This is a genomic window from Pedobacter sp. GR22-10, from assembly GCF_026239715.1.
GTDB lineage: Bacteria > Bacteroidota > Bacteroidia > Sphingobacteriales > Sphingobacteriaceae > Pedobacter.
Genome location: NZ_JAPIVR010000002.1, coordinates 121,219 through 138,104, shown reverse-complemented (window position 1 = coordinate 138,104; position 16,886 = coordinate 121,219). Strand labels below are relative to the sequence as shown.

The 16,886-nt window shown below is 37.8% G+C and carries 17 protein-coding genes; 10 read left to right on the top strand and 7 right to left on the bottom strand.

From position 1 onward, the window contains the following. Positions 1 to 7: 7 nt before the first annotated feature. Positions 8 to 226 carry a hypothetical protein gene (locus OQX64_RS08125; protein WP_088303017.1) on the bottom strand — a complete coding sequence of 73 codons (219 nt, stop codon included), beginning with the start codon at positions 224 to 226 and terminating at the stop codon, positions 8 to 10. Positions 227 to 416: 190 nt separating this feature from the next. Between OQX64_RS08125 and OQX64_RS08120 the strand changes: the two genes are divergently transcribed. The 4 genes from OQX64_RS08120 (at position 417) to OQX64_RS08105 (ending at position 3,274) form a co-directional block, all read left to right on the top strand. After that, positions 417 to 983 carry an RNA polymerase sigma factor gene (locus OQX64_RS08120; protein WP_088303016.1) on the top strand — a complete coding sequence of 189 codons (567 nt, stop codon included), beginning with the start codon at positions 417 to 419 and terminating at the stop codon, positions 981 to 983. A gap of 8 nt (positions 984 to 991) precedes the next feature. Then, positions 992 to 2,089: a S1 family peptidase gene (locus tag OQX64_RS08115; RefSeq protein WP_088303015.1), complete on the top strand. Its 1,098-nt coding sequence runs from the start codon at positions 992 to 994 to the stop codon at positions 2,087 to 2,089. A gap of 152 nt (positions 2,090 to 2,241) precedes the next feature. Continuing rightward, positions 2,242 to 2,877 (top strand): peroxiredoxin, encoded by a 636-nt coding sequence (locus OQX64_RS08110; protein WP_265818380.1) that lies wholly within the window; start codon positions 2,242 to 2,244, stop codon positions 2,875 to 2,877. Between the two features lie 199 nt (positions 2,878 to 3,076). After that, complete coding sequence (locus OQX64_RS08105) at positions 3,077 to 3,274, top strand: cold-shock protein (RefSeq protein WP_265818379.1); 198 nt, start codon at positions 3,077 to 3,079, stop codon at positions 3,272 to 3,274. Between the two features lie 61 nt (positions 3,275 to 3,335). Here the strand turns inward: OQX64_RS08105 and OQX64_RS08100 are convergent, their stop codons facing one another. The 4 genes from OQX64_RS08100 to OQX64_RS08085 all read right to left on the bottom strand — a co-directional run bounded on the left by OQX64_RS08100 (position 3,336) and on the right by OQX64_RS08085 (position 7,037). After that, a complete protein-coding gene (locus OQX64_RS08100) occupies positions 3,336 to 4,520 on the bottom strand; it encodes a class I SAM-dependent methyltransferase (RefSeq protein ID WP_088303012.1) in 1,185 nt (394 codons plus the stop codon). 81 nt (positions 4,521 to 4,601) lie between these two features. Then, positions 4,602 to 5,867, bottom strand: coding sequence for an aspartate kinase (locus OQX64_RS08095; protein WP_265818378.1), 1,266 nt, complete (start codon positions 5,865 to 5,867; stop codon positions 4,602 to 4,604). Position 5,868: 1 nt separating this feature from the next. Next, positions 5,869 to 6,336: a GNAT family N-acetyltransferase gene (locus OQX64_RS08090; protein WP_265818377.1), complete on the bottom strand. Its 468-nt coding sequence runs from the start codon at positions 6,334 to 6,336 to the stop codon at positions 5,869 to 5,871. After that, positions 6,333 to 7,037, bottom strand: coding sequence for a YggS family pyridoxal phosphate-dependent enzyme (locus OQX64_RS08085; protein ID WP_265818376.1), 705 nt, complete (start codon positions 7,035 to 7,037; stop codon positions 6,333 to 6,335). The genes OQX64_RS08090 and OQX64_RS08085 overlap by 4 nt, the downstream gene beginning before the upstream one ends. Before the next feature lie 70 nt (positions 7,038 to 7,107). On the opposite strand from OQX64_RS08085, the gene OQX64_RS08080 reads away from it, so the two are divergent. The 4 genes from OQX64_RS08080 to OQX64_RS08065 all read left to right on the top strand — a co-directional run bounded on the left by OQX64_RS08080 (position 7,108) and on the right by OQX64_RS08065 (position 11,894). Beyond that, positions 7,108 to 7,659, top strand: a complete 552-nt coding sequence (locus tag OQX64_RS08080) for a DUF4296 domain-containing protein (protein WP_265818375.1) — start codon at positions 7,108 to 7,110, stop codon at positions 7,657 to 7,659. 1 nt (position 7,660) lies between these two features. After that, positions 7,661 to 10,039, top strand: coding sequence for an endonuclease MutS2 (locus tag OQX64_RS08075; protein ID WP_265818374.1), 2,379 nt, complete (start codon positions 7,661 to 7,663; stop codon positions 10,037 to 10,039). Between the two features lie 425 nt (positions 10,040 to 10,464). Beyond that, positions 10,465 to 11,166 carry a CoA transferase subunit A gene (locus OQX64_RS08070; RefSeq protein WP_265818373.1) on the top strand — a complete coding sequence of 234 codons (702 nt, stop codon included), beginning with the start codon at positions 10,465 to 10,467 and terminating at the stop codon, positions 11,164 to 11,166. 62 nt (positions 11,167 to 11,228) lie between these two features. Further along, positions 11,229 to 11,894, top strand: a complete 666-nt coding sequence (locus OQX64_RS08065; RefSeq protein WP_265818372.1) for a CoA transferase subunit B — start codon at positions 11,229 to 11,231, stop codon at positions 11,892 to 11,894. A 100-nt stretch (positions 11,895 to 11,994) separates the two neighbouring features. On the opposite strand, the gene OQX64_RS08060 is transcribed toward OQX64_RS08065, so the two are convergent. Continuing rightward, on the bottom strand, positions 11,995 to 12,645 hold the full coding sequence (locus OQX64_RS08060) for a uridine kinase family protein (protein WP_088303004.1): 651 nt from the start codon (positions 12,643 to 12,645) through the stop codon (positions 11,995 to 11,997). Next, positions 12,642 to 14,177, bottom strand: coding sequence for a LysM peptidoglycan-binding domain-containing protein (locus OQX64_RS08055; RefSeq protein WP_265818371.1), 1,536 nt, complete (start codon positions 14,175 to 14,177; stop codon positions 12,642 to 12,644). The genes OQX64_RS08060 and OQX64_RS08055 overlap by 4 nt, the downstream gene beginning before the upstream one ends. Positions 14,178 to 14,459: 282 nt before the next feature. On the opposite strand from OQX64_RS08055, the gene OQX64_RS08050 reads away from it, so the two are divergent. Beyond that, complete coding sequence (locus OQX64_RS08050; protein ID WP_088303002.1) at positions 14,460 to 14,939, top strand: Dps family protein; 480 nt, start codon at positions 14,460 to 14,462, stop codon at positions 14,937 to 14,939. Between the two features lie 100 nt (positions 14,940 to 15,039). Further along, positions 15,040 to 16,875, top strand: coding sequence for a UbiD family decarboxylase (locus OQX64_RS08045; protein ID WP_265818370.1), 1,836 nt, complete (start codon positions 15,040 to 15,042; stop codon positions 16,873 to 16,875). Positions 16,876 to 16,886 lie beyond the last annotated feature (11 nt).

Genomic DNA, 16,886 nt, shown 5'->3' with positions numbered 1-16,886 from the left:
AGTCAGACTAGTGTTTAACTTCAGTTTTAGTTGTAGTCGCTTTTACAGTAGTATCTTTAACTGTAGAATCTTTAACTGTAGTGTCTTTTGCAGTAGTATCAGTAACGATAGTAGAAGAATCAGTTAAAGTTGTATCAGCACCTTCAGCTTTTTTTTCTGAGTTACAAGCAACAACTGATAAAGATAAAGCTAAAGCTAAAAAGCCTAATTTGAATGCATTTTTCATTTTGAATTTTTTTAAGTAATTAATTTTCTTGTTAATACCGCAAAGGTAGAAAGGTAACCCGGTTTTTTTTAAAAAAGTAAAAATATTTTTTCCATGCCAATCCAAGGCATAACGTTGATTAAACTTATTATAGCCTCTAATTTTTTTTGTCTAATATTGGGTTACCATTTACCGAAAAAAGTATTAACCAGTGAATAACAGTTTAAAGAGTTCAGTTCCAACGGATAGGGAAGTTATTTTAGGTATTTTAAATAACTCTGCAGATACACTTAACAAGTTATATAAGGCATATTATGCAATGGTTTTGCAATTTATCCTGAATAATAGTGGCGATGAAGATGATGCAAAAGATGTGTATCAGGAGGCTATCATTATTTTATATAACAAAATTAAGGAAGGAAATTTTGAACTCAGCAGTAAACTTAAAACATACATATATTCGGTTTGCCGGAGGATTTGGTTAAAAAAGCTTCATCAGCGAAGCAAAAAAACGGGCAATATTACCGACTATGAAGATGTATTTGCTGTTGAGGAAGATGTGGAGCAACATGAGGAAAAAGATGCTGCTTTTGTGAAAATGCAATCGGCTTTGGATCACCTCGGAGAACCTTGCAAAACCATTATTCAGGATTTTTATATCCACAGTTTATCCATGCAGGATATTTGCGAAAAGTTTGGTTATACCAATACGGATAATGCAAAAACACAGAAGTATAAGTGCCTGCAGCGGTTAAAGAAAATATTTTTTCAACCATAAATATTGAAATGAGAAACGATTTAGAGTTAGATGCGATTATTGAAGATTATCTTTTAGGTAAACTGAATCCACAGGAAACTTTGGCTTTCGAACAACTGCGTATAAGTGACCCGGCGGTGGATCATAAGGTGGTTTCTCATAAGTTCTTTCTGGAATCTATGGACATGTTTGCTGAACAGATTCGACTGAAAGCGCAATTAAATCATATTCATGGAGAGATTGATGTGGAAAGTATCGCTTCTTCACTCAGACCGCATCCTTCGCGGGTAGTGCAGCTCTGGAGAAAACATAAATCTGCCATTGCTGTTGCCGCTTCTTTTCTGGTTTTATCTTTAGTTTCGGTTTATTCCATCCAGCACAATACCAAACAAAAAGAACAACTTGTGTTGTTGAGCAACCAGGTTAATAAAGCGATTAAAACGCAAAACAGTTTAATCAGGAAAATAAACAACAATGCCACCATTCCTGGAAAGCCAGCCATCCAGAATAGTTTTGGAGGTACGGGCTTTGCCATTTCTACCAATGGTTACATTCTGACTAACCTGCATGTTATTAACGGAGCTGATTCTTTATATGTTCAGAATAATAAGGGAGAATCATTTAAGGTAAAATCAATTTACACCGATCCCCAGAATGATATCGCTATCCTTAAAATAAGCGATAAAAATTTCAGCCATTTATCATCCATACCTTATACCATTAAAAAGAATACCAGTAGTATTGGAGAAACAGTTTATACTTTAGGCTATCCTAAAGATGATGCAGTTTTAGGAGAAGGTTATGTCAGTTCGAAAAATGGTTTCGTAGGTGATACCACTCAATATCAGGTTTCTATACCAGTGAATCCAGGAAATAGTGGTGGTCCGCTTTTAGATTCGAATGGTAATTTAGTGGGGATTATCAGTGGCAAGCCAGATCAAACTGAGGGGGCTGCATTCGCCATCAAATCTAAATATATCTTGGAAGCCATGAGGGCAATTCCTCAGGATTCATTAGGAAACAACCGGCTTTCATCCAACAAGAAAAGCATGCTTTCCGGTTTAAAACGTACAAAGCAAATTGAGAAATTGCAGGATTATGTTTTTATGATTAAAGTGTACAATTAATAACCCAAACAAATTAATATTGTTGAGACCCTGAAGCTAACTACTTTAGGGTTTTTTTGTGTTTATAATTTGGATGTATTAAATAATATATTGTCTATGTATTTACTATAGTATTGATTAGATTTGTTTCATTCAATTTAAAAAATAAAATTATGAGTATAAGATTAGGCGATACCGCACCGAATTTTCAGGCAGAAACTTCTATCGGAAAAATTGACTTTTATGAATATTTAGGAGATAGCTGGGGTGTTTTATTTTCTCACCCGGCTGATTATACACCTGTTTGTACTACAGAATTAGGAAGAACCGCTGCATTAAAGGGTGAGTTTGAAAAGCGTAACGTAAAAGTATTGGCATTAAGTGTTGATACTGCTGAATCGCATAAGGGATGGATAAACGATATTAATGAAACCCAGCATACCTCTGTAGAATTTCCGATTATTGCCGATCCGGATAAAACGGTTGCGAATCTCTATGATATGATTCATCCAAATGCATCCGAAACTTTAACCGTAAGATCACTGTTTGTGATTAGTCCTGATAAAAAAGTTAAATTAATCATTACTTATCCTGCGTCAACAGGGAGAAATTTCAATGAAGTTTTAAGGGTAATTGATTCATTACAGCTTACCGCTCAGTATGCCGTTGCTACACCTGCAGATTGGAAAGATGGTGAGGATGTTATTGTGGTAAACAGTATTAAAACAGAGGATATTCCTGAAAAATTTCCAAAAGGACATCAGGTAATCAAACCTTATTTACGGACCACACCACAGCCAAATAAATAAACATATAAAAACCCCGCCCATACGCAACATTATCGTTAACATACCTGTATTTATGTTGCTCTTAAGGTGTATTTATTATATTTGATTGTTTTGTTTTGAAAAATTAACGCTTAATCTAGCTAATTGAATACCAAATTTTTTAAGGAAATGAAAAACAAAGCGTAAAAGGTTATTTATTTATCATTATTTTTATTTTTTTATGGCAACCGGAAAAGTTAAATGGTTTAATACACAAAAAGGTTTTGGATTTATTATTCAGGAAGATAACAAAGATCTTTTCGTTCATTTTAAAGATGTTTTAGGTGGGATTGATAGCCTGAAAGAAAACGATAAAGTTGAATTTGAAGTGGCTGATGGCCGAAAAGGTTTGCAGGCGATAAATGTAAAGAAAATTTAGGGCCAACACCTTAAACCTATTAATAAAAAAGCCTTTCAGTGCATGATGAAGGGCTTTTTTATTAATAGTGCTGTATAATTTTGGATTTGATAATGAGATATGCTTCTTTTGCGGTCTTGGTAAAGATTAGAAACTGATCATGATCCGGCTTGATTTTATATTTTTTAGCCAGGTTTTCAGGTTCAGCAGGATAGTTCCTTACGATAATATTTCCGGTTAAATCAGTTGCTTTTTTTAACTCTGCCGCTGCCAGGATCGACTGGATTTCGAAGATCCTTCCGGGAAAAAGATGATTAACGGAATGGCCAACATAAAGCTGCGTTTGTGGATGTAGTTTCGTTAAATTATAAGTTTGCCCAATCAGATTAAATGCTCCAGATTTAAGTAAGGCTGCATCAGGTTCATATAAATATTTAAAGTCAGAGATTTCATCCGCATATTGTGGATTGACATGGCTTTCTGATTTTTTAAAAGAAAATACCTTTTCTTTTTCGTTGAGTGAAACAGAAAAAATGGTTGGCTCACCTTTAAATTCATGATCAATAATCCATAACAACTCCTTGCATTCATTTTTTATACTTACAATATGAATTTCACTAACTTGTTTAAGTTCATTTAAACCTGCCGTAATATCCAGCAGAGGAGCTGTTTTAATCATCAGCCGCTGCGATTTTTGTAATAATAAGTCAAGATGAGTGTTTACATCAGGCGTACAGTCTTTCAACATAAATACTTTGCCTGATCCAGCCCTGCGGGCAGGGTCTACATAAATGGTATCATATTGTTTTGTCGTTTCAGTCAAATATGCTATGCCATTCACAGGTTTGAAATGAATGTTGTCTGATTTTAGCACCCTGGAATTATAGGCCGCTATACCTGATAACTCCGTATTAATTTCACAATGGGTAACGGTATCCAACTGTTTGGCAAAGTAATGCGCATCTACACCAAAGCCACCCGTGAGGTCGATTAATGAACGTCCTGCAGCTAATTTTGATTTGTATCTGGCCGTAATTTCTGATGATGTCTGCTCAATAGATAAAGCTGGCGGATAGTAAATGCCTGAGGTATGAAACCAGCTTGGTAATTTCTTTTCTGATTTTTTTTTACTCAGAATCTGGCCCGCCAGTTCGGCAGAAGTGACACCCGGAAACTTACTTTTAGCTAAAGCAATTTTGTTAACATCTGCATGGAGGTTGGCATTGATGTATTCCTGTACGGCTTTAGTTAAAAGTTGATCATTCATTTTTTTTAATTAAATCATCAGAAGCATGGTCCGTTTCGTTTGACAGCGGATGGATGCTTAATTCCTGAAAGGCTTATCTTATTAGGCCTTATTTTTCATCACCATCTGGCAGGTATGGCGGCTTTTTACTTCCAGTAATATTTCTTTATCCACCGTAACCCTGTCTATCGTGTTCTGGTTGTAATAACGGATGGTAACTAACTCAAGTCCTTTATTATACTTAATCGTAAATTCGGTGGAAAGATCTTTAATCAGGCATTCGATTCTTTCAGGATGATCGTCAATACTAACCGAAAAGCTAATGGCCGAGTTCAGCATGGTATTGATCTTAATCTTATGCTTATGGAAAAGTTCAAAGATATTACTGAGATTTTCTTCGATAATGAAAGAATAGTCTTTTGGAAAAATGGAAATCAGTGCCTGGTTAATCTTAAATATAAAAGAGGGTACAGGCAAAGGATTATTATTTTTGGTAATGGCTGTGCCCTTACCTTCAGGCTGAATAAAAGATCTCACGAATAACGGAATTCCCTTGTTTTGTAAAGGTTTTATCGTTTTTGGATGAATTACTGTAGCACCATAATAGGTGAGTTCAATGGCATCATGATAGGAAAGCTGGGCAATCAGTTCCGTTTCGTCAAACCATTTAGGGTCAGCATTTAAAACACCAGGTACATCTTTCCAGATGGTTAAGGCTACTGCATCCAGGCAGGAAGCAAATATGGCAGCAGAATAATCAGAACCTTCTCTGCCCAAAGTAGTGGTATAGTTTTCACTTGTACCACCAATAAAACCCTGGGTAACTATAATATTCTGCTCAAGTAAAGGTACAAGGTCTTTCTGAATGATCTGGCTGGTCTTTGTCCAGTCAACTTTTCCTTCCCGATAGGTATTATCGGTTTGGATAAAATTCCGGGCATCTGTCCACAAGGCTTTATTGCCACATTCATTCAGCCAGGCTGCTACGATTTTTGTGGAAACCACCTCGCCGATAGATACAATCTGATCGTAAATATAATCTGCATCGTTGTCCGGCTCCTCTTCAATTAACCAATCAATTTCTACAAAGGTGTTGGCCACATCATCATAAATGGAATGTGATTTGCCTTCAAAAAGTTCTTCAATAATCTGAAAATGGAAGTGTTTAATTTCCTCAAAGCGTACAGATGTATCCTCACTTCCATTCAGATAAGCCGCTGTTAATTCTTCCAGCTTATTTGTGATTTTCCCCATTGCAGAAACCACGATCAGTAATTTACCGTTCTGATAATCGCGTACAATGGCTGAAAGGTTTTTTACGCCAGCAGCATCTTTTACTGAGGCACCTCCGAATTTGTAAATATCCATATTAAAATGCCTTAACCTGATCTGTAGAAAGTGCGGCGTTTAACCATCCGCTTTCTAGATGTGCCTGATACTTATGATAGAAATTAATAGCGGGTTCATTCCAGTCTAACACCTGCCAAACCATTCCGCTATAGTTTCCGCTTTTAGCGGTTTCAATTACTTTTTCAAAAAGTATCTTTCCAATGCCCCGGCCCCTGAACTCTTCTGTCACAATAAAATCTTCGAGGTATAACCTACAGCCTTTCCAGGTCGAATAGCGGGTATAATATAAGGCAAAGCCAATAACCTGATCATTTACCTCTGCAACAAATGCTTTCCAAACCGGGTTTTGCCCGAAGCCTGCTTCCATAAAATGCTCAGGGCTTACAGTAACTTCTTCCGGTGCACGTTCATAAACCGCCAGCTCATGAATAAGTTCCATCATCCGGCCGCAATCTTTAGCTTCTGCTACTCTTATTTTTAAATTCATGAAGGATTTTCTGAGGTGTTTTTAAAATGCTTGATGATGCGCTTCCCGAAAATACTGCTTCCGATGCGTACCATCGTGCTTCCTTCTTCTATCGCGATTTTATAGTCGGCACTCATCCCGGTTGAAATCTCTTTAAAAGAATCTTCATTTTTGAAAAAGCTCGCTTTTAATCCGTCAAAAAACACTTTCAATTCATTAAATTCGATTATAATTTGCTTTTCGTTTTTGGTGTTTGTTGCAATCCCCATTAAACCGGTAATGCGAATGTTTTTCATTTCAGCGTATTCAGCTGAGCGAAGTAATTCAATAGCCTCATCATGGGCGAGTCCGAATTTAGTTTCTTCATCTGCGATATAGATTTGCAGCAGACAGTCAATAACCCGTTTATGTTTAAGTGCCTGCTTATTAATTTCCTGTAGTAATTTCAAGCTGTCCACACCATGAATCAGGCGAACGAAAGGGGCAATATATTTTACCTTATTGCTTTGCAGATGACCAATTAAATGCCATTCAATATCTTCGGGAAGCTGTGCCTGTTTATCTACCATCTCCTGAACCATATTTTCGCCAAAAATACGTTGTCCTGCCTCGTAAGCTTCTAATATGGTCTCTGCCGACTGTGTTTTTGAAACAGCAATCAGCTTGACACCGTCGGCCTCTACTTCGCTTTTATATTGTTTAAGATTATCAGCTATGCTCATTTATAACTATTTTTGGGTAAAATTAACAACCTTGCCGCAATTTGGGCAAAAAATAATATTTTAATTGAGCATGAAAAGATTAATGTGGGGTTTAATTGTTGCTGTGGTGGGTTTGGGCTGCAAATCCAAAACACCTGAAGGCATCATTGATACGGAAAGAATGGAGGGGATTTTATATGACATCCACGTGGTAGACGGTTATATCTCTACCATTTACGTGCAGGATTCTGCACGCAAAGTGGCGGCTACCTATTATAAGGGGATTTATAAAAAATTTAATACTGATTCTGCACAATATACCAGAAGCTTAAACTATTATTACCAGAACCCTGAAAAATTGCAGGACATCTATAAGGTCATCTCGGCTCGTTTAGACCATCAAAAGCTTAAACTCAAGCAGGCCGACTCATTGATGCAAAAAAAGAGATTTAAAGCAGACTCACTTAAGATTGTTAAAACATTCAAAGCTGATTCTTTATCCATCAGAAAAAAGATGAAAACGGATTCTTTATCCAAAGTTAAAGCTGAAGCACAAATTAAAAAAAAGAAGGCACAAGCTGATTCGCTTATAAACACTAAAAAAAACAGTGATTATAAACCATTATCAGTAGCTGTACAATAATATGTTATATCCCGAAAATTGTTTAGAACGTTTAGGTTTTGTAGAGATAAGGCAACTCATTAGCAAGCATTGTTTAAGTCCGATGGGCCAATCGATGGTGTTAAAGATGCAGGTGATGAACCGTTTTGATCAGATCGATAAATTTTTACGTCAAACCCACGAATTTAAAAGTATCCTGCAAAATCAGGAACCATTACAAATCAATACCTTTTTTGATATCAAATCTCTGGTTGATAAGATCAGGGTGGAAGGCACCTATCTCCTGGAAGAGGAGTGGTTTCAGGTTTACACATCATTGCAAACTGTTTTTTCAGTTTTGCGGTTTTTTGAAGAAAGAGCAGAGGTTTATCCAACGCTGGAGGCACTTTTTGAGCATTTGCCGATTGAAAAAAATATTCTCCGTAAAATCGAAACCGTTATTGATGCCAAAGGTAAAATCAAGCCAAATGCTTCGAAAGAATTACAGGAAATTACTTCCGCCATTTCACGTGCAGAGCAGGATGTGCGTAAGCGGATGGATTCCATTTACAAGCAAGCCATAGCCAATAACTGGGTAGCTGATGGAAGTTTAACCATTCGCGACGGCAGAATGTGTATCCCGGTTTTAGCAGAAAATAAGCGAAAACTGAAAGGATTTGTACACGATGAATCAGCAACAGGTCAAACGGTTTATATTGAGCCCGAAGAAGTGTTTACACTTAACAATAAGCTGCGTGATTTAGAATTTGATAAAAGGCGTGAGATCATTAAGATTTTAGTGGCACTTACGGATGACCTTCGCCCTTATTCCCCCTTATTGCTTTCCTATCATGGCTTTCTGACTAAATTAGATTTTGTACGGGCGAAGGCTTTGTTCGCTTTGGATATTGAGGCTGAAATGCCTGGTTTAATGAAGGAGCCGAAAACAAAACTAATCAATGCCCGGCATCCGCTTCTGGCCATCTCTTTCGCGGCAGAGAAAAAATCAGTAACACCGCTGAATATTCATATTGACGCTGAAACCAGGGTGGTATTGGTATCCGGACCAAATGCTGGTGGTAAATCGGTTTGTATGAAAACAGTTGGTTTGTTGCAGATTATGTTGCAAACCGGTCTTTTAATCCCGGTAGATGCCAATAGTGAGGTGGGGATTTTTGAAAATATCTTTGCTGACATCGGAGATGATCAGTCGATAGAAAGTGACTTAAGTACTTACAGTGCTCACCTGAAAAAGATGCGCTATTTTGTGGAGCATGCTTCGCCGAAAACAATGGTTTTAATTGATGAATTTGGTACAGGTACCGATCCGCAGTTTGGCGGACCAATGGCAGAAGCTGTTCTGGAAGTATTAAATAATAAAAAGGTTCGCGGTGTGATTACCACTCACTATTCTAATTTGAAGTTGTTTGCCGGGAACACACCTGGTTTGGAAAATGCGTCCATGCTTTTCGATAATGCCAAAATGAAACCGCTTTACATCCTGGAAATGGGTAAACCAGGAAGTTCATATGCTTTCGAAATTGCGCAGAATATAGGTTTGCCGAAAGAAGTTATTCAGTTGGCCAGAGAGAAAACGGGATCTAACCAAAATCGTGTAGATACCATGCTTGTGGATTTAGAGCGAGATAAAAAGAATGTTTACGATGCAAAAGTAAGTCTGGCCAATCAACAAAATAAGGCTAAAAACTTAATCGCAGAAAATGAAAAATTAAGGGCATTTCTGGATGAAAACAGAAGAGTTTTAATTAAAGAAGCAAAGCAGGAGGCGCAGAATATTATTAAAAATGCCAATAAACTGGTAGAAAATACTATCGCTGAGATTAAAGAAAATCAGGCCGACAAAGCCGTTACCAAAGTGCTTCGTCAGAATTTGCAACAGGAGCTGATTAAAAATACCTTACCGAAAGAGCGGCCGAAACCTGCACCTGTTGTAGTGGGTGGTGAAATAAGCATTGGAGACTGGGTAAAGTTTACCGACAGTGAAACTACAGGGATTGTACTGGAAATTAATCGGAATGAACTGGTTTTGGCTATCGGTGATTTACGTTCTACAGTAAAAAAAAGCCGTGTGCAGCGGATTAGCAATAAGGAAGCCAAAAAAGTGGTGCAAAGCAGTGGCAGTTCTTTTGCCGGCAGGATGAATGAGGCTGTTTCCGGTTTCCGTGCTGAACTGGATCTTCGTGGTAAACGAACTGAAGATGCATTGTTTGAAGTAGAGAAATACCTGGATAAAGCCATTATGCTGGGCTTCCCGTCTATCAAATTAATTCATGGAAAAGGCGATGGTATTCTAAGAAAAATGATTCGCGAATATCTACGGAAGTATAGCCAGGTAAACCGGATGGAAGATGAGCATGCCGATCGTGGTGGTGATGGAATTACTTATGTTTATTTGAATTAAGAGCAGGGAGTAGGTGAGTTGTGAAGAGGAAATCGGGAATTTAAACGAAAACATTCGGGTGAATGGGAATATAGAGATAGGAAGTTGAACAAAAAAAGTTAGTCGAAAAAACGATTAATTAAAAAAACTACTTCTTTTTATCGCCCGGACATTTTTTGCAGCGTTTTCCTTTTTTATATTTTTCACAACATTTTTTATGTTCAGCTGTACAGCTAAAAATAAAACCCATGCCTTTTTGAAATTCAGGATCTGTTGGGATAATAAATGTTTTGTCTTCGTCTCTCTCGTAAATCATTGCAGAACAAAGGTAAGTGTTGTTTAGATCAATTCCAATTAAATGATAGTCGAAAAAGATTTAAACAGGTAGATGTATGAAATTGATCAGGGCATTTACTAATTTAGCACACTAACCAAAAATTCATAATATGATAAACAAAGTGGTATCAGGCGCTGAAGAAGCGATCAAAGATATTTCAGATGGTGCTACCCTAATGCTTGGTGGTTTCGGCCTTTGTGGTATTCCAGAAAATTGCATTAATGCCCTGGTGAAGAAAGCTGTAATCAACCTGACTTGTATTTCCAACAATGCCGGTGTTGACGATTTTGGCATCGGTTTAATGCTGAAACAGCGTCAGGTAAAGAAAATGATCTCTTCATATGTGGGTGAAAATGCTGAATTTGAACGACAATTGTTAAGTGGTGAATTAGAGGTAGACCTGATACCGCAAGGTACACTGGCTACACGTTGTTTAGCCGCCGGATATGGAATGCCTGCCATTTTTACTCCTGCAGGTGTAGGTACTGAAGTGGCTGAAGGGAAAGAAATCAGGAATTTTGATGGAAAAGATTACCTGCTGGAATATGCATTTGATGCTGATTTTGCTATTGTAAAAGCCTGGAAAGGAGATTCAGCAGGAAATTTAATTTTTAGATCGACGAGTAGAAATTTTAATCCGGTAATGGCCATGGCTGGTAAAGTAACCATAGCAGAGGTAGAAGAACTGGTGCCAGTTGGAGAATTAGATCCCGATCATATCCATACCCCAGGTATCTATGTGCACCGTATCTTTCAGGGAAAAGATTATGAAAAAAGAATAGAACAGCGAACGGTTAGGGTTAAGTCCTGATGCCTTAGTCGAAAGTCTTTAGTCAATAATTATTTAATTATTCCGCTCATTCAAAACTATATATGTCACTATCAAAAGAAGATATCGCGAAACGCATCGCAAAAGAAATAAAAGACGGTTATTATGTAAACCTTGGAATAGGGATCCCTACTTTGGTTGCTAATTATATTCCTGAGAACATTAACGTTGTTTTACAATCTGAAAATGGCTTGCTCGGCATGGGACCATTTCCTTTTGAGGGGGAAGAGGATGCTGATTTAATCAACGCCGGAAAGCAAACCATCACCACTTTACCTGGCTCATCTATTTTTGATTCGGCCATGAGTTTTGGCATGATCAGGGCTCAGAAGGTAGACCTTACCATTCTGGGTGCGATGGAAGTTTCAGAAAACGGCGATATCGCCAACTGGAAAATTCCAGGCAAAATGGTGAAGGGAATGGGTGGTGCAATGGATTTAGTAGCCTCCGCAAAAAATATCATTGTAGCGATGCAGCATGTTAATAAGGCTGGAGAAAGCAAATTATTATCAGCATGTACCTTGCCCTTAACCGGTGTAAAATGCATTAAAAAGATTGTAACCGAACTGGCCGTTTTAAATGTTTTACCTGAAGGCGGTTTTCAACTTGTTGAACGGGCACCTGGGGTAAGTGTCGAATTTATACGCCAATCTACTTCGGGTAAATTAATCGTAGAAGGAGAAATTCCGGAAATGAATCTGGAAGTGTAAACTAAAGCAAAAAAGATAGTAGTGATATCGCCATGTAGTATCTAATATTAAGACTTACATTGTAAATAAGAAAAGGATGGTAAAAACATCCTTTTCTTATTTAGTATATATTCACCAGAATATTGTTTCGGAGTTCATTTGAAATCTCTTCCGTAATGGTGATCAATTCATCTGGTTCATTGGTATTGTTCATCACCACTTTATTACAGCCTTCCCTATAGGGCAACAGGTATTCCTTATAGGCAGGTACCACATGGTTGTGCCACTTATAAATCACATCATCTTCTGGATAACCGCGTTCCAGGCCATCGCGTTTAACACGCCTGTCTAGAGCCACCTGCTCATCAGCATCTACAAAAATGGTGTGATCCAGAAGCCCTGAAATTTCTTTAAAATGAAGGATAAAAAGACCTTCAACTATAATAATCGGTGCCGATTTGATCTCCAGGATCTTAACTACAGCCAGCGGATTATTAAAGTTATACTCTTTTTTATAAACTACCTCACCATTCAGCAATTGCTTAATATCTTTTAGAAATTGCTGACTATCTATTGTAGAAGGAAGATCAAAATTATAGAGCTTATTTTCTTCCTGGGTCATGTCTCCGGCAGGAATGTAATAATCATCCTGGGATACCAGTGTGACTTCATCTTGTTTAAAATGATGCAGAAAACAGTTCAGAAAAAAAGTTTTGCCAGATCCGCTACCGCCGGCAATACCAATTACAAATGGCTTTTTGTTTAAACTCATTGCGCACTATAGGTTAAATTGCATAAAAAACGCTTGTCTAAAGCACCCAATGAATCAGCTACAGCTTTAGTCATGACAATAATAACATCTTTTGTGGATTCGTTCTCTGTAAATTTACCAACAACTTTTGCAAAGGTGGTGCGGTTTGTCATTGGGTTGGTGAGTTTAATCACGCGGCCAACAGGCGCAGTGCGGTGCAGCACTAACATTTTGGAACTATCTAAATCTGCATCAGCAATCCATATGGCTGTACCTTTTTCTTCAATCTGGCTTAGGCCATAAACACTTGGATCGCGGCGAAGTTTCGGGTCTTTCACCATCGTGCTGTCTGGCTCATTTTGCTGCTCTTCTCTTGATAGATCATTAACAGATCTTGCCTGCGGAGGTCTTGGAATAATCAATTTCTGATCCTTTTTAATGGTGTTTGCATCCATTTTGTTGGCTGTTCTGATCTGATAAGCCGTAACATTATATTTTTTGGCAATGGTGAAAATAGTTTCGCCATCTGCTACAGTATGAATGATACTCTCCTCTTTTGAAGTGTCAGTTGCTGGCTTTGCAACAGTTTGTTCTGCCTGCTTATCTTTAGGTACCTGAACATCGGTAACAATACCAGCTGGTACTTTTAACACCTGGCCAATGGTAATGGCATTATCAGGCAGGTTATTTAATTTTCTCAACTGATAAGCCGTAATGCCATATTGTTTGGCAACAGTGAAAATGGTTTCGTTTCTTAATACAGTATGTGTACCGGTCGCATCAACAGGTTTTGTTGCATCTGTTACAGGAGTAGGTTGTTCAGAAACACTGACTATCTTATTCTCATCAACATTTTTGGTAGCAGGGATTTTTAACTTCTGTCCAATCCGCAGATTGTTTCCTGAAAGATTATTGGCCTTTTTGACTTCTTCAACCGTTGTACCATATTTCTCAGCAATTTTGCCCAGAAATTCCTTAGGTGCCACAACATGTTCAATCATGGTTTGTTCAGTTGAAGCAGGAGGTGTTGGTTGTACGGCAGGTATTGGCTGGGCCTTTGCCGTTTGCGCCGGAATGTCCTGAGTATTTAAAACTGTACTATTTTTAGCCGGAATTTTAAGCAGCTGACCGATGCTTAAATTATTTCCCTTAAGGTTATTTAATTTCTTGATTTCATTAACCGTAGTACCGTACTTTTCGGCAATCGCGTTTAAATTGTCTTTTGCCTTAACTATATACTCAATAACACCGCCTTCAGTTGAAGCCGTAACAGCAGGAGCACTGTTGTCAGATCCCCATGGAATATTGGTTGGCACTTTAATGATTACGCCAACCTGTAAGTATTTATTCTGATTGAATGCTATAATATCTTTTGGTGATACATTGTATCTCCGCCCAACAGAATAATACGTGTCTTTGGCTACAATTTGATGAACGATCAGTTTTTTGCCATTGTTATTTTCGACGCCGATAGAGTCTCTTGCTATGTTGGCTTTCGCATTTGCCACATTCAAGGCAAACAAAACAACAGCAGATAAATATATTTTGTGCATTTATTTTATATAAATTTCTAAGTCAATGAAAGCAATTATACGAATAATATTATAAACCATATTCAGATAGCAAGACCAGTATTTTGTAAAAATAACTTAACCTGTACCTGATTTTGGAAGTATATAATTCATTCACAATTACTTGTAAAGAAGGTTAATTACTGTCTTATCGAATTATAAACGAACATATAAATAAGGTATTGTATCCGGGAGATATTAAGGTTAAAACTTTTGTTTCTTTTAATTGTTACGAACTCATTAAATACATTAAAAACAATTCATATGGACGCTAAAGAAATAAGTTTAAACGAAAAAGAGGTTAAACCGGTCGTTGATCTTTTAAATGATTATCTGGCTAATTATCATATACATTATCAGAAGTTAAGAGGATGCCACTGGAATATTAAAGGACAGAACTTTTTTACGCTTCACGTAAAGTTTGAAGAATTATATACCAATGCACAATTAACCATTGATGAAATTGCCGAAAGGGTTTTAACGCTTGGAAAACCACCACATAGTCGTTTTGCCGATTACATTCAGGAATCTGATATTAAAGAAATTGATACCATAGGCATGAAAGATCTTGATATGGTTGATGCGATTTTAGATGATATGGCTAAACTAATTGAACTGGAAAGAGAACTTTTAGAAGCTACAGATGAGGCTGGAGATGACGGAACAAACGACATGGTTAACCGTTTTATGCAGTTTAAAGAAAAAAATACCTGGATGTTGCGTTCATTCGCCGGTAAAAAATAACGGATGTAACCAGATCATTGCCTCAGTTAAATAGATTTAATTATATCTGTTTATCTGAGGCTTTTTCGTTTATCAAAACACTAAATATCTATCTTTGAATATGGCATACAGAAGTTTAGCAGAATGTGTATCTGACCTTGAAAAAAACGGTCATCTGATCAGGATAAAAGAAGAAGTAGATCCATATTTAGAAATGGCCGCCATCCATTTAAGAATTTATGAAAATCAAGGGCCGGCGATCTTGTTTGAAAAAGTTAAGGGGAGTTCCTTTCCGGCCGTATCCAATTTATTCGGAACCTTAGAACGGTCGAAATTTATTTTCAGGGATACTTTACCAAAAGTACAGCAATTGGTTTCCTTGCGGAATGATCCAATGAAAGCTTTGAAAAATCCTTTCAAATATGCAGGCCCCGCAATGTCAGCTTTATCAGCATTGCCGATGAAAACGCCTTCTGCTAAGCACAAATTTTTAAAAACCACAATTGGTGCCTTGCCACAAATTGTAAACTGGCCAATGGATGGTGGCCCGTTTGTAACGATGCCACAGGTTTATACCGAAGATGTAGAGAAGCCGGGCATCCTGAATGCCAATTTAGGTATGTACAGGATCCAGTTGTCAGGAAATGAATACCTTCAGGACAAAGAAATTGGGTTACATTATCAGATCCACAGGGGGATTGGTGTTCATCAATCAAAGGCCAATAAACTTGGCCAGCCTTTAAAGGTAAGTATCTTTGTTGGCGGTCCGCCTTCCCATCCTTTGGCAGCCGTAATGCCATTGCCAGAAGGGTTATCAGAAATGACTTTTGCCGGAGCTTTGGGCGATCGCAGATTCCGTTACTTTTATGATGACGAAGGTTTCTGTATTTCTGCAGATGCTGATTTTATCATTACCGGAATGGTATATCCCAATGAAAATAAACCCGAAGGCCCTTTTGGAGATCATTTAGGCTATTACAGTTTAACCCATCCTTTCCCTTTAATGAAGGTGCATAATGTGTATCATAAAAAAGATGCGATCTGGTCGTTTACCGTTGTGGGGCGTCCACCACAGGAAGATACCAGTTTTGGTGCCCTGATCCATGAAATCACCGGCTCAGCTATTCCGCAGGAAATTCATGGTCTAAAAGAAGTACATGCTGTTGACGCTGCTGGGGTCCATCCTTTGCTTTTCGCCATTGGCAGTGAGCGATATACGCCATATTTAAAAGAGAGAAGACCTCAGGAGATTTTAACCATTGCCAATCATATTCTGGGTAAAAATCAGTTGAGTTTGGCAAAATATGTTTTTATTGCTGCAAGAGAAGATGATGAAAAATTAAGTACCCATCACATCGAAGATTTTTTAATCCATATTTTAGAAAGAATTGATTTTACACGTGATGTACATTTTTATACCAATACCACTATTGATACTTTGGATTATAGTGGCGATGGATTAAACAGTGGTTCTAAAGTCGTTATTGCCGCCGCCGGTGAAAAAAAACGTGAGCTTTGGCGTAAAATCCCTGAGCAGTTAAAGTTAGGCGATGGCTGCTATAAAGCAGAAGTGGCTATACCCGGGGTAATGGTGCTGGAATGCGATAAATATATCAGTGCAGAAAAAACAGCCGCAGAAATCGCTGCCTTAAATATCTCTTTAACCGATCAAAATTTAACAGGTTTGCCGCTGATCATTATCGCGGATGATGCCGAATTTACGGCTATGAATATTGATAATTTAGTTTGGGTAGCTTTCACCAGAAGTAATCCTGCGGCAGATATTTATGGCGTAAATGATTTTACCATTAACAAGCACTGGGGATGTAAGGGATCACTAATTATTGATGCGAGGAAAAAACCACATCACGCACCAGAACTGATCAAAGACATTAGTGTTGAGCAAAAAATAGATGAATTGGGAAAAGAAGGCCAGGCACTTTATGGTCTGATTTAGTTGAATAATTG

What these genes read in the sequence shown, in the direction of transcription:
- OQX64_RS08125 (WP_088303017.1), bottom strand. Translation starts at nt 226, where the DNA reads ATGAAAAATGCATTCAAATTAGGCTTTTTAGCTTTAGCTTTATCTTTA.
- OQX64_RS08115 (WP_088303015.1), top strand. Translation starts at nt 992, where the DNA reads ATGAGAAACGATTTAGAGTTAGATGCGATTATTGAAGATTATCTTTTA.
- OQX64_RS08110 (WP_265818380.1), top strand. Translation starts at nt 2,242, where the DNA reads ATGAGTATAAGATTAGGCGATACCGCACCGAATTTTCAGGCAGAAACT.
- OQX64_RS08105 (WP_265818379.1), top strand. Translation starts at nt 3,077, where the DNA reads ATGGCAACCGGAAAAGTTAAATGGTTTAATACACAAAAAGGTTTTGGA.
- OQX64_RS08100 (WP_088303012.1), bottom strand. Translation starts at nt 4,520, where the DNA reads ATGAATGATCAACTTTTAACTAAAGCCGTACAGGAATACATCAATGCC.
- OQX64_RS08095 (WP_265818378.1), bottom strand. Translation starts at nt 5,867, where the DNA reads ATGGATATTTACAAATTCGGAGGTGCCTCAGTAAAAGATGCTGCTGGC.
- OQX64_RS08090 (WP_265818377.1), bottom strand. Translation starts at nt 6,336, where the DNA reads ATGAATTTAAAAATAAGAGTAGCAGAAGCTAAAGATTGCGGCCGGATG.
- OQX64_RS08085 (WP_265818376.1), bottom strand. Translation starts at nt 7,037, where the DNA reads ATGAGCATAGCTGATAATCTTAAACAATATAAAAGCGAAGTAGAGGCC.
- OQX64_RS08080 (WP_265818375.1), top strand. Translation starts at nt 7,108, where the DNA reads ATGAAAAGATTAATGTGGGGTTTAATTGTTGCTGTGGTGGGTTTGGGC.
- OQX64_RS08075 (WP_265818374.1), top strand. Translation starts at nt 7,661, where the DNA reads ATGTTATATCCCGAAAATTGTTTAGAACGTTTAGGTTTTGTAGAGATA.
- OQX64_RS08070 (WP_265818373.1), top strand. Translation starts at nt 10,465, where the DNA reads ATGATAAACAAAGTGGTATCAGGCGCTGAAGAAGCGATCAAAGATATT.
- OQX64_RS08065 (WP_265818372.1), top strand. Translation starts at nt 11,229, where the DNA reads ATGTCACTATCAAAAGAAGATATCGCGAAACGCATCGCAAAAGAAATA.
- OQX64_RS08060 (WP_088303004.1), bottom strand. Translation starts at nt 12,645, where the DNA reads ATGAGTTTAAACAAAAAGCCATTTGTAATTGGTATTGCCGGCGGTAGC.
- OQX64_RS08055 (WP_265818371.1), bottom strand. Translation starts at nt 14,177, where the DNA reads ATGCACAAAATATATTTATCTGCTGTTGTTTTGTTTGCCTTGAATGTG.
- OQX64_RS08050 (WP_088303002.1), top strand. Translation starts at nt 14,460, where the DNA reads ATGGACGCTAAAGAAATAAGTTTAAACGAAAAAGAGGTTAAACCGGTC.
- OQX64_RS08045 (WP_265818370.1), top strand. Translation starts at nt 15,040, where the DNA reads ATGGCATACAGAAGTTTAGCAGAATGTGTATCTGACCTTGAAAAAAAC.